Annotated in this window: 18 protein-coding genes and 1 tRNA gene; 8 read left to right on the forward strand and 11 right to left on the reverse strand. The window is 50.3% G+C overall.

All coding sequences use genetic code 11. The features are described 5' to 3' along the window. Positions 1–12: 12 nt before the first annotated feature. Positions 13–645: a DUF3109 family protein gene (locus tag BLR73_RS08225; RefSeq protein WP_091860975.1), complete on the forward strand. Its 633-nt coding sequence runs from the start codon at positions 13–15 to the stop codon at positions 643–645. Here the strand turns inward: BLR73_RS08225 and BLR73_RS08230 are convergent. Together BLR73_RS08230 and BLR73_RS08235 are read right to left on the reverse strand one after the other, a co-directional pair. Then, entirely contained in the window at positions 640–1,527 is an 888-nt protein-coding gene (locus BLR73_RS08230) for an AraC family transcriptional regulator (RefSeq protein ID WP_091860978.1), read from the reverse strand. The two genes, BLR73_RS08225 and BLR73_RS08230, sit on opposite strands and share 6 nt — an antisense overlap. Next, positions 1,521–3,896, reverse strand: coding sequence for a glycoside hydrolase family 95 protein (locus tag BLR73_RS08235; protein WP_091860981.1), 2,376 nt, complete (start codon positions 3,894–3,896; stop codon positions 1,521–1,523). The genes BLR73_RS08230 and BLR73_RS08235 overlap by 7 nt, the downstream gene beginning before the upstream one ends. Before the next feature lie 88 nt (positions 3,897–3,984). Here BLR73_RS08235 and BLR73_RS08240 point away from each other — a divergent pair, with 88 nt between their 5' ends. Genes BLR73_RS08240 through BLR73_RS08265 form a run of 6 tightly spaced genes read left to right on the forward strand, consistent with a single transcriptional unit; the run spans position 3,985 to position 11,462 of the window. Continuing rightward, positions 3,985–4,821 (forward strand): phosphate acyltransferase, encoded by an 837-nt coding sequence (locus BLR73_RS08240; protein ID WP_013063718.1) that lies wholly within the window; start codon positions 3,985–3,987, stop codon positions 4,819–4,821. Further along, complete coding sequence (buk, locus tag BLR73_RS08245) at positions 4,821–5,891, forward strand: butyrate kinase (protein WP_013064720.1); 1,071 nt, start codon at positions 4,821–4,823, stop codon at positions 5,889–5,891. Before BLR73_RS08240 ends, buk begins: the two co-directional genes overlap by 1 nt. An 18-nt stretch (positions 5,892–5,909) precedes the next feature. Further along, positions 5,910–7,262 carry a PDC sensor domain-containing protein gene (locus BLR73_RS08250; protein ID WP_091860983.1) on the forward strand — a complete coding sequence of 451 codons (1,353 nt, stop codon included), beginning with the start codon at positions 5,910–5,912 and terminating at the stop codon, positions 7,260–7,262. Beyond that, entirely contained in the window at positions 7,255–9,159 is a 1,905-nt protein-coding gene (locus BLR73_RS08255) for a HAMP domain-containing sensor histidine kinase (protein ID WP_091860986.1), read from the forward strand. Before BLR73_RS08250 ends, BLR73_RS08255 begins: the two co-directional genes overlap by 8 nt. Before the next feature lie 6 nt (positions 9,160–9,165). Continuing rightward, complete coding sequence (locus BLR73_RS08260) at positions 9,166–10,479, forward strand: TlpA family protein disulfide reductase (RefSeq protein ID WP_143010908.1); 1,314 nt, start codon at positions 9,166–9,168, stop codon at positions 10,477–10,479. After that, positions 10,476–11,462, forward strand: a complete 987-nt coding sequence (locus BLR73_RS08265; RefSeq protein ID WP_091860992.1) for a tetratricopeptide repeat protein — start codon at positions 10,476–10,478, stop codon at positions 11,460–11,462. The genes BLR73_RS08260 and BLR73_RS08265 overlap by 4 nt, the downstream gene beginning before the upstream one ends. A gap of 210 nt (positions 11,463–11,672) precedes the next feature. On the opposite strand, the gene gyrB is transcribed toward BLR73_RS08265, so the two are convergent. The 3 genes from gyrB to BLR73_RS14355 form a co-directional block, all read right to left on the reverse strand. After that, positions 11,673–13,649 (reverse strand): DNA topoisomerase (ATP-hydrolyzing) subunit B, encoded by a 1,977-nt coding sequence (gyrB, locus tag BLR73_RS08270; protein ID WP_013063082.1) that lies wholly within the window; start codon positions 13,647–13,649, stop codon positions 11,673–11,675. 159 nt (positions 13,650–13,808) lie between these two features. Beyond that, positions 13,809–14,063, reverse strand: coding sequence for a 30S ribosomal protein S20 (rpsT, locus tag BLR73_RS08275; protein ID WP_013065333.1), 255 nt, complete (start codon positions 14,061–14,063; stop codon positions 13,809–13,811). Between the two features lie 154 nt (positions 14,064–14,217). Beyond that, positions 14,218–14,289, reverse strand: a tRNA-Glu gene (locus tag BLR73_RS14355). 104 nt (positions 14,290–14,393) lie between these two features. Between BLR73_RS14355 and recO the strand changes: the two genes are divergently transcribed. After that, positions 14,394–15,119 carry a DNA repair protein RecO gene (recO, locus tag BLR73_RS08280; RefSeq protein ID WP_033150711.1) on the forward strand — a complete coding sequence of 242 codons (726 nt, stop codon included), beginning with the start codon at positions 14,394–14,396 and terminating at the stop codon, positions 15,117–15,119. 10 nt (positions 15,120–15,129) lie between these two features. Here the strand turns inward: recO and ftsZ are convergent, their stop codons facing one another. From ftsZ to BLR73_RS08310, 6 genes are read right to left on the reverse strand one after another with little or no spacing between them, the layout of a single operon-like run. Then, a complete protein-coding gene (gene ftsZ / locus BLR73_RS08285; protein WP_369821141.1) occupies positions 15,130–16,458 on the reverse strand; it encodes a cell division protein FtsZ in 1,329 nt (442 codons plus the stop codon). A 27-nt stretch (positions 16,459–16,485) separates the two neighbouring features. Beyond that, positions 16,486–17,940 (reverse strand): cell division protein FtsA, encoded by a 1,455-nt coding sequence (gene ftsA, locus BLR73_RS08290; protein WP_013065058.1) that lies wholly within the window; start codon positions 17,938–17,940, stop codon positions 16,486–16,488. 4 nt (positions 17,941–17,944) lie between these two features. Further along, positions 17,945–18,700 (reverse strand): cell division protein FtsQ/DivIB, encoded by a 756-nt coding sequence (locus tag BLR73_RS08295; RefSeq protein ID WP_091860995.1) that lies wholly within the window; start codon positions 18,698–18,700, stop codon positions 17,945–17,947. A gap of 18 nt (positions 18,701–18,718) precedes the next feature. Next, a complete protein-coding gene (gene murC, locus BLR73_RS08300; protein ID WP_091860999.1) occupies positions 18,719–20,092 on the reverse strand; it encodes a UDP-N-acetylmuramate--L-alanine ligase in 1,374 nt (457 codons plus the stop codon). A gap of 31 nt (positions 20,093–20,123) precedes the next feature. Continuing rightward, positions 20,124–21,227 (reverse strand): undecaprenyldiphospho-muramoylpentapeptide beta-N-acetylglucosaminyltransferase, encoded by a 1,104-nt coding sequence (gene murG / locus BLR73_RS08305; protein WP_091861002.1) that lies wholly within the window; start codon positions 21,225–21,227, stop codon positions 20,124–20,126. A gap of 42 nt (positions 21,228–21,269) precedes the next feature. Continuing rightward, positions 21,270–22,508: an FtsW/RodA/SpoVE family cell cycle protein gene (locus BLR73_RS08310; protein ID WP_091861005.1), complete on the reverse strand. Its 1,239-nt coding sequence runs from the start codon at positions 22,506–22,508 to the stop codon at positions 21,270–21,272. Between the last annotated feature and the right edge of the window lie 2 nt (positions 22,509–22,510).

Below are 22,510 nucleotides of genomic sequence, written 5' to 3' on the forward strand. Positions count from 1 at the left end.
AAAGGCAAACAGATGAATCAATTACCCCCAATTATACAAGTTGGTGATGTGTTGCTCTCGTCGGAGATACTGACGGAGAAGTTTTGTTGCGACCTGAGCGTTTGCAAGGGTGAGTGCTGTGTTGAAGGCGATGCAGGCGCCCCTGTAACGATGGACGAAATAGCTGCCATCGAAGCATGCGTGGATGACGTGTGGGACGACCTCTCGGCATCGGCACAGGCTGTTATCGACAAGCAGGGCGTGGCCTATACCGATCAGGAGGGCGACCTGGTAACCAGTATTGTAGGGGGAAAGGATTGTGTGTTTACCTATTACGGCGACATTGAGGATTGGAATACCCACCTGCCCATTAAGAACTGTTGCCTGTGTGCATTAGAAAAGGCTTACAGAGCCGGGCGTACCCACTTCTGCAAGCCTATTAGCTGTGCCCTTTATCCCATCCGCGAAAAACAGCTTGGCGGCGGCTTGACTGGCTTGAACTACAACCGCTGGAGCGTTTGTAAGATGGCCATTGCCAAGGGCATTCAGGAGAATCTGTATCTGTATCAGTTCCTGCGCGATCCGTTGATCCGTCGCTTTGGCGAGGCTTGGTATCAGGAGTTGCTTGATACCGTCGGCGAGCTGAAGGAGCAGGGCTACCTATGATTTGCGATAGGCCGAGGGCGTCATGCCTACGTGTTCCTTAAAGTACTTACCCAGGAAACTCTGATTGGGGAAGTTCAACTCTTCGGTTATCTCCTTGATGGATTTGGTGCTGTTTTTCAGTAGCACGCGCAATTCCATGGTCACGTAGTTCTCAATCCACTCTACTGCCGTGCGACCGCTGATGCGCTTAACGGCTGTAGAAAGGTATTTGGGCGTGATGTTGAGCTGCTGGGCATACCAACTGACGCGGCGTTCGCGCTTGCAGTTCTCCTCAACCATCTTCAGGAATCGTGTAAACACCTTCTCGGAACGTAGCAGCGACTCGTCGAAATTCTTCACCCTGTAAATCACATTACCCACATCGTAGAACATGGCCAGCATGAGCGTGCGAATCAGGTCCTTACGGAAATGGTTGTGGTTGTCGCTGATTTTTTGTTTGATAAACTGGAAGTATTCTGTGAACGTTGCGATCTCGTCGGCCTCGAGCTTCATCACAGGCTGCATGCGGGCAAACACAAACAGCGAGCTTACATCGTGTACGCTCTTGATGATCTCGTGGAAGAAATCCACACTCATCATGATGCACAAGCCCTCCATATCATCAGAGCACTTGTAACCATCGATAACGTGGCGTTCGCTTACCACCAGCAGCTCGCCAGCATGCACCACCAGTTCTTCGGTGTCCATGCGGTAGCTAATCTTTCCTTTGGTGCAAAGACCAATCAGAATGAAGTTCATCTTTCTGGGCTCGCTGGGCATAGGGGCCTTGTTAATCTGGTCGGACAACAACAGGTCGTCGTCGAGACAAACCGATCCTTCCCAGTTTTTTGCCTTTTTAAACTCAGTGTCCTGTATCAGTATTTGCTTTTTAGCTTTTACCATGTTTTAATGTTTTGTGTCTCGCCAGCCTTCAGTTTTACCTTCTTCTGCTGACCGTTATATTTAAGCGTAAGTGTTCCTGCTTTCTTGGCTTTGATGCTGCAAGCGCGCACCTTGCCATCCTTCCACTCGAAGCTTACCTCGTAGCCACCACGAGCGCACAATCCGCTAATGGCGCCATCCTGCCACTGCTCTGGGCATGCTGGCAGTAACTCGATTGAACATTGACCATTAACTATTGAACTTTGCATCAGCATCTCGCACACACCGGCTGTGCCGCCAAAGTTACCATCAATCTGGAAAGGTGGATGCGCATCAAACAGGTTGGGGTAGGTACCGCCGCCCTTGTGCCAGGCCTTCCAATCCTCCTTACGCACACCGCGTGGGGCAATAGGTGTAAGCAGCTTCTGATAGATGTGATAAGCCTGCTTGGCGTTGTGCAGACGGGCCCACAGGTTAATACGCCAGCCTGTGCTCCAACCGGTGGTCTTGTCGCCCTTAATCTCCAGCGAACGCTCGGCTGCCTTCTGCAGGGTGGCATCAGTGAGATGATTGCCTGGGTAGAGACCGATGAGGTGGCTCTGATGGCGATGCTGGAAATCCCAGTCGTCCCAGTCGTAGTACCACTCGTTCAGGTCGCCCATGTGGCCGATAGTGTAGGGGTGCAGCTTAGCCAGGGCCTGCTCCATCTCCTTATTCTTCAGTCCAAGCACCTTGCCTGCAGCAATGGTGTTGATAAACAGTTCGCGGATAATGGCCAGATCGGCTGTACCACCGTAGCAGGTAGTGCCGTGATAGCCCTTATCTGTCTTATACTCGTTTTCGGGCGATGTGCTGGGGGCAGTAATCAGCTCGCCTGACTGCTTGGGGTTGTCGATGAGCCAACGCAAGCAGAACTGGGCAGCACCCTTCATCAGCGGATAGGCAATGTTCTTCAGGTAAGCCTTGTCCTGTGTAAACTGGTAGCGCTCCCACAGGGTGTTTACCAGCCAGGCACCACCTAGGTTCCAGTTACTCCACTCAGGACTCTCGTTCTTCTCGCCTACAGGGTTGGTCATCGCCCAGATGTCGCTGTTGTGACTCGAGCACCAGCCCTCGTGGATGTTATAGTAGTTCTTGGCGGTGAACTTACCGTTGGCTGCCAAGCCGGCAATAAAACCGTCAAGTGGCTCAGCCATCTCGGCCATGTTAGCCACAAAGGCAGGCCAGTAGTTCTCCTCCAAATTGATGTTTACCGTATAGTTGCCACGCCAGGGCGACCACAGCTGGGGTGCCCACAAGCCCTGCAGGTTGGCAGGTACGTTCTTGGTGCGCGAGGCTGAGATAAGCAGATAGCGGCCGAACTGGAAGTAAAGCTCCTCCAGATAAGGTGTCTGGTCGTTGCCATTGGTATAATCCAGCAGCATCTCGTCGGTCATACGGCGATCCTTGGCACCTGGCAGGTCCTTAGGATTGCGACCGCCCTTATTCAGACAGATTTTTACGCGGTCGTAGATAGTCTTATAATCGGCCAGGTGGCGGGCATAGAACTCGTCGAACGTCATGTTCTGTGTGTGCCACAGGTCGTTGGTTACAGCCTCCAGGTAGTTGGCGCCCTCGCGTACAGGGTGCTTATCGAACCCGTTAAAGCTGGTTTCGTTTACAATGTAGATGATAGCCTCCTTGGCTTTGGTGATGGTGAGCGACGAGTCGCTGGCAGCCATCTCGCCATCGGTCTTTACGCTCAGGATGGTGCAGAAGTGTGTACTCTCCTGTGCATCGCCTGTGGCGTGGCCCGTCATAGTAAGCTGTCCTAAGCCGCTCTTTACCTGGTGGGGCACCTGGGCTGTAAGAGCTATCTGGCAGTTGATGTCGCCACGCAGACGGATAGCTATCAGCTTATCAGGATTTGAGGCAAAATACTCGCGGGTGATGCGGCGGCCGTCGCGTTCGTAACTGTCGCGAACAATCGCCGAGTCGATATCCAGCGTGCGGCGGTAGTGCTTAATCTCGCCCAGACCTAAGTCCTTGATATGCAGTGTGCCCAGTGGCTGGTAGTGCTGCGAGTTAGGACCCTGCACGTGCAGCTGCAGCGAGTCGGCCAGCGCATAGTTCTCGTTAAACAGCGCCTTGCGAATCTCAGGTATCCACTTGTGGGCATCGGCATCCAGGTTGCGATCCACAGGTTTACCTGTCCACAGCGTAATGTCGTTCAGATAAATCACGTTGTCGTCGGTGCCACCATAAATCAGGGCCCCCATCTTACCGTTACCAATAGGTAGCGATTCTTCGAAAAATGTAGCTGGTTTGTTATACTCCAATACCATTGGAGCCTGCTGCTGTGCCGTAGCAGTTAGGCACGTCATAGTTAGTAAAAGCAGGTAATTCTTCATCTTTTTTTTGTTTTTATCGGTTTCTGCTTGCAAAGATACAAAAATATTTGTATATTTGCGCCATTAAACCGATAAAAATAATAAACCTATGCAGTCGATACGAACTTTAAATGATATGATAGTCTTTCTGCAGCAGCGTGGCGACAAGAAGCGCGTGGCTGTGGTTTGTGCCAACGATGCCAGCACCCGATACGCTGTTGAGAAGGGTAAGGAGATGGGATTTATCGAGCCTATCTACGTGGATGGCGACGACAAGGAGGAGTGCGCGCGCCGTGCTGTGGCCCTGTGTAAGAATGGCGAGGCCGATATCCTGATGAAGGGCCTTGTGAATACCGATGTGCTGCTGAAGGCTATCCTGGATAAGGAGAATGGCATACTGCGCCCAGGCCATGTGTTAACCCATGTGGCGATGGCCGAGATACCTAAGTACGAGAAGCTGTTGTTTTTTACCGATGCAGCCGTGATACCTGTACCCACCGAGGCCCAGCGCCGCCAGCAGATACACTATGTAAACTATGTGTGCCACGCCTTGGGTATCGAGGAGCCGCGTATCTCGCTCATTCACTGTGCCGAGAAAGTGAGTGCCAAAACATTCCCATATACCGTGGATTACTTAGAGATTATAGCCGAGGCTCAGACGGGTAAGTTCGGTAGATGCATCATCGATGGTCCGCTCGACCTCAAGACATCGCTCGACTCCGTTAGTCTGCGCGAAAAGGGTATCCACAGCGTGATCGACGGACAGGCCGATGCCTTGATATTTCCCGATATCGTAGCAGGTAATGTGTTCTACAAAACCATCACCCTGTTTGGTTATGCCAAGACGGCTGGTGTGCTGCAGGGCACCCAGTGTTGCTGCGTGCTGCCATCGCGTGCCGACAGCCCCGATTCAAAGTACTACTCTTTGGCTTTAGCTGCAATTTAATGAAGATATTAGTTATAAACCCAGGTTCAACATCTACGAAGATTGCCGTTTTCGACGACGAATCGCCTCTGCTGGTCCGCACCATTGCCCATAGTGCTGACGAGCTGGCCCATTTCGACGATGTGATTGAACAGCAGGACTTTCGTAAGCAGCTGGTGCTCGACGAGTTGCGCCAGGCCGATATACCCGTGGAGTTTGATGCTGTGATAGGCCGAGGCGGACTGGTAAAACCCCTCGAAGGTGGTGTTTACGAGATTAACGACTTGATGATACAGGATACCCACAGCGGTATTGCCCTGCATAACCACGCCTGTAACTTAGGTTGCCTGATAGCCCACGAGATAGCTGCTACCATCCCTCATTGCCGCTCGTTTATAGCCGATCCTGGCGTGGTGGACGAGTTGAACGACTATGCCCGCATCTCAGGTTCGCCGTTGATGAACCGCATCTGCATCTGGCATGCCCTTAACCAGCGTGCCATAGCTCGCAGGTATGCATCGGAGATTGGTAAGGAGTACGAGGACTTGAATCTGATTATCTGCCACATGGGTGGCGGCATCTCAATAGCAGCCCACGAAAAGGGGCGTGCCGTTGATGCCAACAACGCCCTGGATGGCGAGGGCCCATTCTCGCCCGAACGTGCCGGTTCGCTGCCAGCATCGGATCTCATCCGACTCTGTTTTAGTGGAAAATATAACGAGAAGCAACTGTTGAAGCGCATTGCCGGCAAGGCCGGACTGAATGCCCATCTGGGCACCAACGATGTGCGCGAGGTGTTGCGCCGCATCGAGGATTATGGCGACCAGCACGCCAAGCTAATCCTGGATGCGATGATATATCATGTGGCCAAGAACATTGCCTCCGAGAGTGCTGTGCTCTGTGGTCAGATAGATGCCATCCTGCTAACGGGTGGCCTTGCCAGGAGTGAATATATCGTGAGTCGTATCCGCGAGCGTGTAGGCTTTCTGGCACCCATCCGCTGTTTCCCTGGCGAAGACGAGATGGAAGCCCTGGCCCTGAACGCCCTGGCGGTGCTGCAAGGCAAACGGAAGGCTAAGGAGTACAAGTAAACAAAAACGTAGGTAAGTATGACTAAACTAACTAACTTTATCAAAGGCCGCCTATCAGTCAAAATCAGTCTGATGGCTGTCTCGGCTATGGCCGTTCTGCTCATAGCCTCGTTGGTAGTCATGCTGCTTTACTCGCGTAAGAAAGTAAGGGAGGAAACTTTGGCACGCATAACCCTGACCCTCGATGCCACTGTGCAGAATATCGATAATATCCTGCTGAGTGTTGAGCAGGCTACGGGTAATGTGTATTACAGTCTGCCATCTCGTATCAATGATCCTGAGGCATTGGAACTCTATCGCCGCAAACTCATAGACAGTAACCCTTACGTGGCCGATTGCACCATCGCCCTTGGCGACACTACAATAAAAGAGTCGAAGTGGACCGTAAAACCTGTCCAGGAGGGTAAGGAGCCGCTTATCAGTTTCAGTGTGCCGTTGTATAATACTGCAGGGCAGCTTGCGGGTTACGTCAGTACCGATGTTTCGATAGGTTTGCTCTCGCGCATTGTGGCTCAGACCAAACCATCCGAGAACTCGTTCTGTGTGCTGCTCGACAGCGTGGGCAACTTTATTGTGCATCCCGATGCTGAGCAGCTCATGCAGCAGTCGGCCATCGAGATATCTAAGGCTAATGCCAACGCTGAACTTGGCGAGGCTGTGCAGGCCATGATTGCCGGCCAGACCGATTATCGCACATTCCGTTTGTGGGGCACCGATTTCTATGTGTACTTCAAGCCCTTCAGTCGTAGCAGTGTGCGTGGCCGCGCCATCGGCCATCTGGGTTGGAGCGCAGGTATTATCTATCCTGAGCGCGATATCTTTGGCGATTACAACAACTTGCAGTACTATGTGCTGGTTATCAGTATTATAGGCCTGCTGTTGACGTTCCTGTTGAGTCATGCGGTTATCAAGAGCCGCTTGAAGCCTCTGCTCATGCTTACATCCCAGGCGCAGCATATTGCCGCAGGTAACTTTAGCGAACCCATCCCTGATAGCAAGCATATTGATGAGGTGGGACGTTTGCAGGACAACTTCCAGCTGATGCAACGCTCGCTGGCCACCCAGATAGATGAGCTGGAGAGTCTGAAGAATACCCTGTATCAGCGCTGCGAGGGATTGCGAAAGGCTTACGATCAGGCTAAGAAGGCCGACCGTATGAAGACCTCGTTCCTACATAACATGACCAACCAGATGATGGAACCTGCCGTTGCCATCGAACAGGATGTGCAGCAGCTTTGCAGTCAGTCGGATCGTGATACAGCCCAGTTGGTGAGCGATGTACAGAAGAAGGGTAAGGCCATCACCGAGCTGCTGAAGAATCTGATATCGATGTCGGACGATGAAATGAGAAAGGAGGCCGATCATGATTAATATCCGTAAGTCGTTCTCAACCAAACTCAGCGTGGCACTCCTGATTCTGGCTGCCCCCATCTTTGTCATCTCGCTGGGCGTGCTGTTCACCCAGTCGCGAAAAATGATTCGTAACGAGGCCATCGGGCATGCCAGCAGCGTACTGAATGCCACCATGCAGCAGCTTAACCGGCATTTCCTGACTATCGAGACGGCTACCAATGCCAACCTGTGGCAGGTAGAGCAGGTGTTTACACCCGACTCGCTGTTGTATTTCGCCAACCGTATCGTGAGTCTCAATCCCCATATCGACGGCTGCTCTATCAGTGCCCAGCCTGATATGTTCCCCAAGTACGGACGTTATTTCTCGGCTTACTCGGTGCGTAAGGCCGACTCGGTAACCACGGTTATCGAAGAGCCCTACGACTATTTTAATAAGGTATGGTATAAAACGCCCCACCAGCTGCGCGATGCCTGCTGGGTGGCATATTACGATGAGGTTGACTCGTTGGAGCTCACCCTCGATGGCATGTTGGCATCGTATTGCAAACCGCTTTATAATGCCGATAGCGCGTTTGTGGGTGTGATTTCTACCGACCTCTCGCTGTTGCGACTCTCGCACGAAATGTCGGCTATGAAACCCTATCCCCATTCTTATTTCATGCTGATAGGCGAGAATGGCCGCTACTATGTGCATCCCGATTCTACGCTGCTGTTTAAGCAAACCATCTTTACGGGCGCCGATACCCGCAAACAGGCCGACCAGATAGTGCTGGGCCACGAGATGACCAGCGGCAAAAGGGGTAATATGATGGTAAACATGGATGGTGCCGATTGCATCGTGTGCTACCAGCCTGTGCCTGGCACCAAGTGGAGCCTGGCTATTGTGTGTCCTGATAGCGATGTGATGGAAGGTTACCATCGACTGATTTATATCGTGGTATCGCTGCTGGTACTCGGCTTGCTGGTGATTATTCTGTTGAGTCATCGCGCTATGGCTCATACCATCCGTCCGCTGCACGAGCTGCTGGATAAAACCCAGAGCATTACAGCTGGTAATATGGATGTTACTATCCCTCGCACCACACGTATCGATGTGATAGGCCGTTTGCAGAACAGCTTTGCACAGATGCTGGAATCGCTTAACTACCACATGAAGAGTGTGCGCTTTGTGAGCGACCAGACCCGCCAGCGCAACGAGGAACTGCTACAGGCCACCCGTATGGCTCAGGAGGCCGACCGCCAGAAGACCACTTTTATACAGAACGTTACCCACCAGATACGCACGCCGCTGAATATCATTATGGGCTTTGCTCAGGTGCTGAGCGATGCTGGTAGCGGTAACCTGTCGGACGACGATCTGAAGAATGTTACCGATACCATGAACCATAATGCCACCCAGCTTAACCGCATGGTGCAGATGCTGTTCGACAGCTCTGATTCTGGATTGAACGAGGAGATGAATTGCGATAAAACCGACACGCTGCTGTGTGTACAAGAGGCCCATCAGGCTGCAGATGTGGTGCGCCAGCGCTATCCTGGTGTTAGTATCAGCATCCAGTCGCAACTGGCCGACGATTTCAGTGTGCTTACCAACCGCACCTATTTTATGCATGCGTTGTTGGAGCTGATGTACAATGCCGCCAAGTATTCCGACGGAAAGCATGTTGAGTTGCAGGTATCGGCCGATGAGGCTATGGTTAGCTTTGCGGTTCAGGATCAGGGTAACGGCATCCCTGAGGCCGAAGTAGAACACCTCTTTAAGTTCTTTACCAAGGTCGATGACCTCTCCGAAGGTCTCGGCTTGGGCCTGCCGCTAGCCAAGCGCCATGCCCAGAACCTAGGCGGCGATGTAGTTCTCGACACCACCTACCACTCTGGCTGTCGCTTCATCCTCACCATCCCAAATACAAATTAAAGAACAGTGAAAAAGATATGTTTTCAAGGATTGATGGTAATGTTTGCCATCTGTGCTTCGGCCCAGAAGTGGGTGGGAGTGCCTGAGAATAGGTTTGCGATAACGGTGAAGATTGATTCGGCCATTGCCAGCGAACCACAAAAAATGTATATGTACTCGATGATTGAACGCGAGATGCAACTGCACGACTCTATCAGTTTCGACTCGTTGCATCGCGAGGGCACCATGCACGGCTATGTGCCTTATGAGTATAACGTAAACCTGATGCTTCAACGGCGCGGGCCGCAGTGTGTGCCCATCGTAGTAAAGGGTGGCGACAGCTTAACGATTCATATCGGCGATGAAGACGATGGCTTCCGTTTGCGCTATATCGATAAGGTGCAGGGCTCACCATCAACACTCGAAATGGTACATTATCAATGCAGGTACGATAGTCTTCGTCAGGTATATCTCAATCAGAATAACATGTCGCAGCTCTATAACCTTTCCGACGCCCAGTGTGATTCTATCCGCGCTATAGCGAAGCAGGAGAAAGATAAACTTGAATGCTATATCCTTGATTATGCCTGTACAGGTAAAAGTCCGTATAGTGTGATTGAGGCTGCAGGTGATGTATTCTACTCTTTCCGCAGGAATCCAACGCTTTATCCTTATACCGAGAAGGAGGTTGACGATATGATGAACTCGCTGTTAGTGCGATTCCCTGATTATCCACCTATGAAAGCCTTTGTAAACGATAGCACGATGGGGACATATATGTCGGCACAGAGTTTTGAGATATGGGCTGGTATGCAACTACGAACGTATAGTGAGCGATTCCAGAAAGAAGAAGATAAAGTAAAAGTAAGGCCTTTGAAGATTGGCGACTACATGAACTTGCGCCTTTATAACGGGCCGAAGCCTAACGTTAATGAATTTCGTGGGAAATACGTTTTGGTAGATTTCTGGGCATCGTGGTGCCAACCTTGTATGGCTCAGATGCCCAATATCCGCTATGCTGCACAGGAGTTTAGCGATGACTTGGCTGTGTGTCTGATAGGTATAGACGAGAATCGCAAACAGTGGTGGAGCACCGTAAAGGAGAAAGATCTGCGCAACAAAGATGCCACCCAAACCGATCGCCCCTACAAGATTTACAATTATTATGCCTACGATGATAAGAAGAGAGCAATGTATCCCGAGTATCAGGCTCTTGATATCCAAACCATTCCCCATAACTATCTGGTTGACCGTTCTGGTCGTATCATAGCTAAGAATATCAGCATCACACTGGCTATCGATAAACTTAAAATATTATTAGAAAAAGAGAAACAACAATGAAAAAGATATCACTAGTCATTCTTGCCGTCTTCATTGGCCTGTCTGCTTTTGCACAAACACCTGCAACTCTTCGAGCTGATGCCGTCCGTTTGGCGTCACGAGGCTATTTCAACAAGAGTCTGGACTGTCTGCGACAGATAGCAGTTGATAGTCTTAACGCAGAGGACATGCACCTTTACTACAGCAATTTTGCTCAGCTTGGCCAGAACGATTCCTTGGCCTATTGGGCTGATGAGATGCTGAAGAGCAATCCTTACGATGCACAGTTGATTGTAGATTATACGCCAAGACTGAACAATGGTTGGCAGGGCGATATGGGGCGCAAGACTTTCCCTTTGAAGGTTATCGACATCTGCAAGAAGTACGTTGAGCACGATTCTACTCATATTCTGGTTAACCGTCAATTGGCCGAGGCCTATTATAACATAGGTAATTACGACCTTGCCATACAGGAGCTGAAGAAACTCGAAGCTGTTGGCGATACCTGTTTTGGTACGCTCTATACCTTAGGCTTAACTTATCAGCGCATGGGCGATAACTCTACAGCTTATGATTATCTGTATCGCGCTTATGATAAGAACGACCATCATCCCTATTGCCTGTTTATGTTGGGTATTGTCAGCAACAGGGTTGGCCTTGGAGCCGAGGCTTTGTCGTACCTTGATGAGGCTAAAAAGCTTCTGATGCCCGATCGTCAGACCTTATTCCGTTTGCACAAGGAATTGGCCGAGGCTTTTAAACTAAAGTCAGAACCCGATTTCCGTTTGGAGGAGTTGCAGGAGTGTATGCGTTATGCCGAGGAGAAAGATGTAAACGAGCTCACCTACCTGATGGGACAGTGTTACTTCCAACTAAAGCAACGCGACAAGGCTAAAGATTATTTCAACCGATTCCTGGAAGCTACCGAAAACAAAGAGTACAACGACAAGATAAAGGATATGCGCTCCGCTGCCCAGCGCACCCTCCGCATGATGATGTGGTAGAATACGTAAAGTATCACTTTTGGGTATAATGTATTGAAATACAGAATGATAGATGTAGTGATGTTTTTAGTGGAAGTATCACTTCTAATATGATACATGTATAAAAACAAAACAACTTGTTTTGCTTTGTAAGAGATAGCTTCTTGAATAGTAAAAGACTATCTTTTACGCTACAAAACAAGTTGTTTTGCTATTGTGTCTGACGTATTTTTATGCGTCGATATTGGCGTATGTGGCGTTCTTCTCGATGAACTCGCGGCGTGGTTCTACGTCGTCGCCCATCAGCATTGAGAAGATCTCGTCGGCCTCGGCAGCGTTCTCGATGGTAACCTGCTTGAGCAAGCGGTTCTCTGGGTTCATGGTAGTCTCCCAAAGCTGCTCTGGGTTCATCTCACCAAGACCTTTGTAACGTTGGGTGTGCAAGCCCTTGTCGTCGCCGTTACCAGCTACATACTTATCGATGAATGCCTGGCGCTGCTGCTCGGTGTAGCAGTACTCAGAGGTCTTCTTATAAGTACACTTGTAGAGTGGTGGGGTAGCGATGTAAAGGTGACCGCCCTGGATAACCTGTGGCATGAAGCGATAGAAGAGTGTCATGATCAGTGTGTCGATGTGAGAACCATCGACGTCGGCGTCGGTCATGATGATAATCTTATCGTAACGCAGCTTATCGATATTTGCATCCTTAGAGTCCTCGCCGTCAACGCCGAAGCGTACACCGATACTCTGGATGATGTTCATAACCGATTCGGCCTCGAACACACGGTGCCACTGTACTTTTTCTACATTCAGAATCTTACCACGCAGAGGCAGGATGGCCTGGAAGTGACGGTCGCGACCCTGCTTAGCAGATCCACCGGCCGAGTCACCCTCGACGAGGAATATCTCACACTCCTTAGGATCCTTGTTTGAGCAGTCGGCCAGCTTACCAGGCAGACCGCCACCAGTCATAGGATTCTTACGCTGTACACTCTCGCGGGCCTTGCGGGCTGCAATACGTGCTGTAGCGGCCAGAATAACCTTCTCGCAGATGGTGTGAGCCTCTTTAGGGTTCTCTTCCAGGTAGTTGGTCATAGCCTCGCCTACAGCCTTCTGTACGGCACCGTTCACCTCGCTGTTACCAAGCTTGGTCTTGGTCTGACCCTCGAACTGAGGCTCGGCAACCTTAACAGAGATGATAGCGGTAAGACCTTCGCGGAAGTCGTCCTGGGCTACCTCGATCTTGGCCTTCTCAATCTGCTTGCGCAGCTGATCGTCCTCGTCGGCATACTTCTTAAGTGTACGGGCCAGGGCGATGCGGAAACCAGTAAGGTGGGTACCACCCTCGATGGTGTTGATATTGTTAACGTAAGAGTGGATATTCTCTGAATAATCGCTGTTGTACAGCAGGGCTACCTCGATGGGTACACCATCTTTCTCTGTCTTCAGGCAGATAGGATCGCCGATGATTGAGGTGCGGTGACGATCGACGTAGCGAACGAACTCCTTGAGTCCCTCCTTGGCATGGAATACCTCGGGCTGACGGAGGTTGCCCTCCTCATCAGGACGCAAGTCGGTAAGAGTGATGGTGATACCGGCATTAAGATAAGCCAGCTCGCGCATACGCTTAGCGATGATATCGTACTTGTATTCGGTAGTAGTGAAAATGCTGCCGTCGGGCCAGAACTGCTGGCGGGTACCGGTCTTGTCGGTGTCGCCAACAATCTTAACGTCGTAGAGGGGCTTACCCTTCTCGTACTCCTGCTGGTAGATGTGACCGTTACGGAATACCTGCGACATCATGTGGGTAGAGAGCGCGTTTACACAGCTTACACCTACACCATGCAGACCACCTGATACCTTGTATGAGCCCTTATCGAACTTACCACCAGCGTGGAGTACTGTCATAACCACCTCGAGGGCGCTCTTGTGCATCTTCTCGTGCTCATCTACTGGGATACCACGACCGTTGTCCTGAACGGTGATTGAGTTATCCTCGTTGATGGTTACCTCGATGTGGGTACAGTAGCCAGCCATGGCCTCGTCGATAGAGTTATCAACGGTTTCGTTTACCAGATGGTGGAGACCCTTCTCACTGATGTCGCCAATGTACATAGCAGGACGCTTACGTACAGCTTCCAAACCCTCGAGTACCTGAATGTTACTCGCGGAGTAGTTTTGTTCTTGGTTCAGTTGTTCTTCTGTCATTATTTTAATTCTTCAATTTTTCGATTCTCGAAATTTACCATTTTGGTTGCAAAGGTACAAAAAAAAGTTCAGATAAACGTAGTTTATCTGCTAAAAAACTGAAAAAAGAAAGCCGCAACCCTCTTGGGGCTACGGCTTGTACTTATTGTTGGGTAAATATTATCCCAGCTTGTTAACGTGCAGTGCAAGGCTTGACTTCAGGTTTGCGGCCTTGTTCTTGTGGATTACGTTGGTCTTAGCCAGCTTGTCCAGCATCTTCTGTACCTTTGGGAACAAAGCTACAGCCTCTTCCTTGTTTGTTGTAGCACGGAGCTTGCGAACTGCGTTACGCATTGTCTTTGCGTAGTAGTGATTGTGAAGTGCTCTTTTCTTCTCCTGACGGATTCTCTTCACTGATGACTTGTGATTTGCCATGTTTTTTGAATGAAATTTAAATTGTTAATATAAAGCTTATGGGTCTTACGTCGTTAAGGCTGCCCTGGGCGGGTTCTTACGAACCCTCCGCCACCTTATCCCATCCTTGAAGGCTGGTAGCACATGGCTGTGCAGATGACAGATTTAAATTTTGTAGTCCCTAGGAGAGTCGAACTCCTCTTTAGAGAATGAAAATCTCTCGTCCTAACCGATAGACGAAGGGACCATCGCGCAAAATGCGGGTGCAAAGGTACTACTATTTTTCGGTTCTACCAAATTTTTTTAGTAAAAAATAACATTTTACGAATAATTTTCGTACCTTTGCACCGTATGTTGACGAAAACTCAGGCTATTGTGCTGCATGCTATCAAATACGGCGAAACTCGACTGATAGTAGATATGTTTACCAAAGTGTTTGGTAGGCAGGCGTTTATTGTGAGCATACCCAAAACACCCAAGGGTAAGGTAAAGAAGCAGTTTTTCCAGCCATTGACTATTTTGGAAATAGAAACCGATATACGTCCAAGACAGCAGCTGCAGAAACTGCATGATGTACGGTTGGCTGCCCCCTTTGCATCGATACCGTTCGAGCCCGACAAGTTGGCCATCTCGCTATTCGTAGCCGAATTCCTGTATTATGCGTTGCGATCGGAACAGCGTAACGAGTTGCTGTACGAGTATCTGGAGAATAGTATTGTATGGCTGGACGGTCAGCAGTCGAGTTTTGCTAACTTCCACTTGGTGTTTTTGTTGAGGCTGACACGCTTTTTAGGCTTCTATCCGAATCTTGACGATTACAAGGATGGCGATTATTTTGACTTGCGCGAGAGTGTGTTTATGCCTATGCCGCCTGTGCATCGCGACTTTCTGCATCCCGAAGAGGCACAGAAAGTACAGCTGATGATGCGTATGGACTTTCCCACCATGCATCTGTTCCGCATGTCACACCAGGAGCGCAACCGCTTGCTGGAGGTATCACTAAAATATTATCGACTCCATCTGCCGGATTTCCCAGAGATGAAGTCGATAGAGGTATTGCAAGCCTTATATCAGTAAGGCAGATGATTTACATAAACTTAATAGTGCCCTGAATAGGTTCCTGTGGCTCCTGGTTGGGCTCGTCGATGTTCACAATCTCATCTACGTTGCTGGCCTGCGAGTTGATGCTATCCAGAATCTCGCGGGTACGCTTGTATGTAGGTGTCTGCTCAACAGCAGAGATCACATCGTCGTTATCCAGATCCTCAGGACGGAACAGGTAGATGTTAGGACGGCGCTTGTAGCGCTTGGTGGCACCCTCACCGCCATAGTAGCGGTTACGACGGTCCTGACGCTCGGCAGCTTTCTCCTGCTCGGCAGCAATACGGTTGATATCCTCCTGAGAGTGCTTCTTCAGGTGGCCGTTCATACCATCTACATTCTCGATGCCGAAACCGGTGGCCAGGATAGTTACCTTAACCTTCTTACCCAGCTCAAGGTCGGTTGCCAATCCCCACTTAATCTCAAAGTCGTTGCCGAACTTAGCCATGAAGTCGTTAACATCGTTCATCTCCTCCATCATGAGTGATGACTGACCATCCTTTGAACCTGCAAACGAGATAGAGAGCAGAATCTTCTTAGAGTTGAAGATGTCGTTATCGTTAAGCAGCGGTGAGTTGAGGGCATCCTCGATAGCCTTCTTTACACGACCTTCGCCCTCGCCATAACCAGTACTCATGATAGCTACACCACCATCCTTCAGTACGGTCTTTACATCGTTGAAGTCGAGGTTGATGAGTCCGTGAACAGTGATAATCTCGGCGATTGACTTGGCGGCAACGCTCAGTGTGTCGTCGGCCTTACCAAAGGCATCGAGAACCGACAGCTCTGGATAAATCTCACGCAGGCGCTCGTTGTTGATAACCAGCAGGGCGTCGACATGCTTCGACATCTCCTCGACACCGTCGAGAGCCTGGTCGATCTTGCGGTCGCCCTCAAAGCGGAAGGGGATAGTAACGATACCTACGGTAAGGATACCTAACTCCTTAGAAACGCGGGCGATAACAGGGGCTGCACCAGTACCGGTACCACCACCCATACCTGCGGTGATGAATGCCATGCGGGTGCCGTCGTTCAGCATGGTGCGGATGTCGTCGATACTCTCTTCGGCAGCCTGACGAGCCTTCTCAGGCTTGTTTCCTGCACCAAGACCCTCCTTACCCAACTGGAGATGTACGGGTACGGGCGAATCGTTAAGTGCCTGGTTATCGGTGTTGCAAAGCACGAATGTAACATCGTGAATGCCTTCGCGATACATGTGGTTAACAGCATTGCCACCACCACCGCCAACACCAATCACTTTGATAATGCTGTGCTCCTTCTCCGGTGCTCCGAAGTCCAGGATGTCTATATTCATATTATTCTCCATAATTCTTCTTCTTTTTTAATCTTCTTCTTCAACAATCTTCTTTCCAAAGTTCAGGAGTCCTTTCTTGAACTTGTTCCAGGTGCTGTTCTCCTTGCGGATGCGGGCCTCTTCCTCTTGCTGGCGGCGCTCCTCTTCAAGGCGTGCGCGCTCTTCCTCCTCCTGCTGGCGGCGGCGCTCCTCTTCGGCCTTCTGCTTCTCGGCCTCGGTACGGATAACACCTGCTGGCAGATCGGTAGTCTGACGGGCTGGGCGCTGGTCGTTAGTGAGATGTGGTGTCTGAGGTCTCAGACTGGCAAACAGGTCGCCGTTAGGATCGAAAGCATCGCCAGCGCAGTTGATGTCGCCCTTGGCCAGCAGACCTAATACGGTGTTCATCGTGCCGTTGTGGGCCTTGATGTCCTCGTTGTTGGTCTGCACAGTTTGCGATACAAACTTGGCGATGCGGATTTTGTCTACGTGAGTGTGGTTGAAGAAGGCTTTCTCGATGTTCTTCATGTTCGAACCACCACCTGTCAGGATGATACCGCCTAACAGTTTGTCGTAATATTCAGATGGTATCTGGTACCATACGTTTTCGATAATCTCCTCTAAGCGACCCTCTACAATCTCGATGAACTTACGGCTCTCAACCTGACGGTCGGGATCGATAGAGTACTTGAGCTCGTTGTCGATCTCGTTATTGTCGGTATAGGCCGAACCGTACTTCAGTTTCATCTTCTCGGCATCGCTCTCTTCCATCTGGAGTGTGGCGATATCCTTGGTGATATTATTGCTGCCCAGAGGGATGACAGCCAGATGGCGCAGGATATTCTTTGAATAAACAGATACGGTAGTGGTATCCGATCCGAGGTCGACAAGGGCGCAGCCAGAGCGTTTCTCAACCTCGGTAAGCACGCTATCGGCCAGTGCCAAAGGTGCGAGGTACATCTCAGCTACGTTGATGCCGGCTGTCTCGAAGCACTTGTTCAGATTGCGGTAGAAGGCCTTGCGCTCCAGAATGTTCAGGAAGTGACCTTCGAGATGGGTGGCCTGGATGCCTACGGGGTCCAGCTGGAACTGGGTGCCCACCTTGTATTCCTGTACGGCAGCATCGAGAATTTCCTGGTCTTGGTAGGTCATGTTACGGTTAGCATCCATCAGTTCGATTACCATATCCTGTGTGATGATGGTTTCGCCTGGAAGATCCTTGGTTACTACGTTCTTGACGCTGCGGATTGACTGACCGCCAACGCCGACATACACCTGTGTGATCTGAGTCTTGAGCTGATTCTCCAGTTTCTTGATAATACTGGTAAGGCATTGTGCGGTCTTGTCGATGTTATAAACCACACCTTTGCGGATAAACGACGAAGAGTTCTCCTTGACAACAGCCAGTACGTTGATGCTGCCGTCGAGATTCTTCTGTCCCGCGATTCCGGTTACTTTGGATGAACCGAGTTCAATTGCTACAATAAAATCCTTTGCTGCCATATTATTAATCACTATTCACTTTTTTACATATAATTTGGTTGCTGAACTCTACATTGATATAGTTGTACTTGTTCCAACCGGCCTTGTTAAGACCGTAGATGTAGAACTTACGCAGACGTTCGAGCTTGCTGTCGATGTTTGTGGGCGATCCCAGGTACACTACGTGCTCGCCTACACGGGGTACCATCTCGATGGTGCCGTTGGGCAGGATGTTGAGCTGTACAGCCTGGTTGCGCCAGAAACTATCGCCTACAATCTGGTTGGCCACCTTCGACAGGGCTTTCTGGGCGTACTTCTTGCTGATGCGGCCTGTGGCTACCAGAATATCGGTGGCATAACCTGCCTCGGGCATGATGTTGCCATGATGGTCGAGATAGTAGTTCTCGCCATTCTCGGCCATGATGCGGATAACAGGTATGCGCTGTTTGATGCTGATGCACACATGTCCGTTCAGTGTTTTATAGCACTCTGCCTTCTCAACAAACGGACTCTTAAGCAGGGTCTCCTCCATCTTGCGTGGCGAGATGGTGTTCATGGGCTGCGAGAGCGGGTATAACTGATGCTGTGTGAGCAGCTTCTTGACTTCGGCTGGATTCAGGAAACCCTCCATCGACTCCTGTTCGATGTCGATGTTAACCTCGGTGCAGGCCTTGGCCATGGCTTCGTCGGGGCTGTTGAAAGCGGTGACGGCCAGTATCAAGTAGATGCCAACGGCTGCGTTGCAGGCTACCAAGAGGATATGTTTCCAGTTGAAAGTCATTTGTATTTTACAATTATACTATTTACTATTTAAAACCTTGACCATCTGGGGAACCTGGTTATCCAGGTCGCCAGCGCCCAGCACGATGAGTACCTCGAAATCGTGGTCCTTGATGTAGTCGAGTACATCGGCCTTCTGTATCATCTTCTTCTGCACACCTGGCTTCAGGTTGTCGTAGATGAGCTGCGAGGTAACGCCTTCGATAGGTAATTCGCGGGCGGGGTATATCTCAGTGAGTATCACCTCGTCGAGCTGACTCAGAGCATCGGCGAAATCCTTGTAGAAATCGCGGGTGCGGGTGTATAGGTGGGGCTGGAAAATAGCTGTGATATGCTTGTTCTTATACAGCTCGCGGATGCTCTTGGCACTCTGATAGATCTCTTTTGGATGATGGGCGTAATCGCTTAGGAACACAAACTTATCGGTCTTGATCTTGAAGTCGAAACGACGATCCACACCACCATAGGTCTGCATGCCGTACTTCAGTTCGTCGGCTGTACAACCATTCAGCTGTGCCATAGCCATAGCGGCAATGCCGTTCTCGATGTTGATGGGCACGGGCTGACCTAACTGTACGTTCTTAACGCTCTCGATGGGCGAAATGAAATCGAATGTAATCTCGCCGTTATCAATGCGGATATTCTCAGCGTGGAAGTCGCCCTCGTTCAGACTATAGTCGTAGATACGAACACCTTCCTGTACGTTCTGCTTCATCTCCAGATCGCGATGGATAATCAGGGCACCGCCTGGCTGGATGAGCTCGGTGTAATGACGGAAACTCTCAAGGTAGGCCTCTTTGGTACCATAGATGTCCAGATGGTCGGGATCGGTAGAGGTGATAACGCTCATCCAAGGGCGCAGCCAGTGGAAAGAGCGGTCGAACTCATCGGCCTCGATAACTACGTAGTCTGAATCCGACAGGATATAGTTGGTGCCGTAGTTCTTGGAGATACCACCCAAGAAGGCATTACAGTCGAGCTGACTCTGGTGCATGATGTGTGCACACATGGTAGATGTGGTGGTCTTGCCATGGGTACCTGCTACGCAGAGACCTTTGTGACTCTTGGTAAGGGTGCCCAGTACCTGAGCACGCTTCTGAATCTCGAAACCGTTCTCGCGAAAGTACTTGAGCTCCTGATGATCGGCAGGGATGGCTGGGGTATAGATAACCAGGCACGACTCTTTCTTCTTGCACACGTGAGGAATCTCGTCGACACTTTCATGGTAATGGATAAGCATACCCTCGTTCTCGAGGTGCTTGGTCAGGTCGGATGGGGTCTTGTCGTAACCAGCTACCACCAGGCCTTTCTTAATAAAGTAACGGGCGATGGCACTCATTCCAATGCCACCGGCGCCTACAAAATATACTGCTTTTATATCGTTTAATTCCATAATCTCTTTTTCACTCTTCGCTTTTCACTTCTTACTTTCCTGCCAACTTGATAACCTCCTTGGCAATGATGTCGGCAGAGTCGGGCAGGGCGAGCTTCAGAACATTCTCGCTCAGCGACTGCAGCTTCTGGGCATCGGCAACCGTCTTGATGGCCAGCTCCAACAGGGTGGCTGGTGCGTCGGCATCCTTCACGTAGATGGCTGCATCGCGGTTGGCTAGAGCCAGAGCGTTCTTGGTCTGGTGATCCTCGGCCACATTAGGACTTGGTACCAGGATAACGGGCTTGCCAATAAGACAGAACTCAGAGATACTGCTGGCGCCGGCACGACTGATAACCAGGTCGGCGGCCTTGTAGGCAGCGCCCATATCAGTGATAAAGTCGGTTACCACCAGGTTGGGGATATCCTGTCCCTTCAAACGCTCAGCAATCTCGGCGCTGTAGTACTTACCGGTTTGCCATATAAACTGGGCATCGGCAGCCTTTACCAGGTCGAGGTGCTGCAGCACGCTCTCGTTGACGGTGCGGGCACCAAGGCTACCACCTACCAGCAGAATGGTTTTCTTGGCAGGATCGAGACCAAAGGTCTTGATGGCATCCTCACGCGAAATCTTTGTGTCGAGCAGAGCCTGACGTACGGGATTTCCTGTAAGGATAATCTTGTCGGCAGGGAAGAAACGCTCCATTCCCTCGTAAGCCACACAAATCTTGGCGGCTTTCTTTGCCAACAGTTTGTTGGTAACACCTGCGTATGAGTTCTGCTCCTGAATCAAGCAGGGGATACCCATGGAGGCTGCCTTGTTAAGGGTAGGACCGCTGGCATAACCGCCAACACCTACAGCTACCTGAGGCTTAAAATCCTTGATAATCTGCTTGGCCATACGCTGGCTCTTCCATATCTTGTACAGAACCTTAAAGTTCTTGAGTAAATTCTTTCTGTCGAAACCGCAGATAGGCAAACCTTTGATTTCGTAACCTGCAGCTGGCACGCGTTGCATCTCCATTCGTCCAAGGGCGCCAACAAACAGAATTTTGGCGTCGGGGCGCAGTGCCTTCACGGCATTTGCTATTGAGACGGCTGGGAAAATATGTCCTCCAGTGCCTCCTCCGCTAATGATGACTCTCAGTTCTTCCATATCATATTTGATTATTGCGTGCAAAATTACAAATTTAATTTCTTATTCTGCTATTTTTAACTCCCTTTTTTTCGCAGAACGGCTAACACTTAATATAACACCGATGTAGGCACAGTTAATGATGGTAGATGTACCACCTTTACTGATGAGTGGGAGCGGCTGTCCGGTAACAGGGGCGATACCTACGGCTACCAGCATATTGAACGAGGCCTGGATGACTAACAGCAAGGCCAGACCCATGGCCAGGAAGGCGGGGAAATTGTTCTCGCAGCGACTGGCAATACGGGCGGTGCGGTATAGCAGCACAATGTAAAGGAATACTACTGCTGTGGCGCCTACAATACCTAACTCCTCGATGACAATAGCGAAGATAAAGTCGGAGAAGGCCTGCGACAGGAAGTCGCGCTCTACCGACTGACCAGGACCTTTACCGATGATGTTGCTCGATACGATGGCAATGTTAGCGTGTGCCACCTGTGCATCCTTGTCGAGGTCGTACTGGTCGGGAGTAATCTCCTCTTTGTTCGAGAATTTCTTGATACGTGATTTCCAGGTATCGGCACGGTGCAGCAGCTTCTCGATTTTGCTCTTCTCCTTGGGGGCAGTAACCACTTGTTCGGTCTGGGCTTTATCTACGGCCACATTGGTATCGTTACCTACGGCCATAATGAGCAGTAAGCCTACCAAAGCCAAACCAATCACTACACCTGCCAGTTTTATCAGTTGCAGGGCGGGTACACGGCCGATGATCATCATGAGATATACTACCGAGCACAGCAGGGCTGCCGTCGATAGGTTCTCGACCATAATCAGGAAGGCGATGGGAACCACGATGCACAGGATGTACTTGAAGGCCTTTTTATCGGCTCCGTTCTCGCGTTGCATGGCACTCAGAATCTGGGCTGTGGCCAGCACAATGGTGCCTTTGGCAATCTCGGACGGCTGGAATGTTAAGCCGAAGATATTAATCCATCGGCTGGCATCGCCGGTTCGTTCTCCTGCAGCCAGTACCCATAGTAGCAGTACTACGGTGATGATGAGTAAGAAAGGCGTCATCAGCTTGAAGTAACGGCACGGAATGTTAAGGGTAACTACCGCTACCACTGCACCCAATATGATGGTGACGGTGTGGAACACGATAGGACCCATATAGTTCTGGCTCTTATACGTCAGGTTACTCGAGGCAGAGAATACCTCGACAATACTGATCATACAGAGGAAGAAAAATACCATCCAGATGACCTTGTCTCCTTTAAAGATGTTGCCTATTTTCTTGTTCATTC

It is taken from the genome of Prevotella sp. khp1, assembly GCF_900102205.1.
In the GTDB taxonomy this organism is placed as follows: domain Bacteria; phylum Bacteroidota; class Bacteroidia; order Bacteroidales; family Bacteroidaceae; genus Prevotella; species Prevotella ruminicola.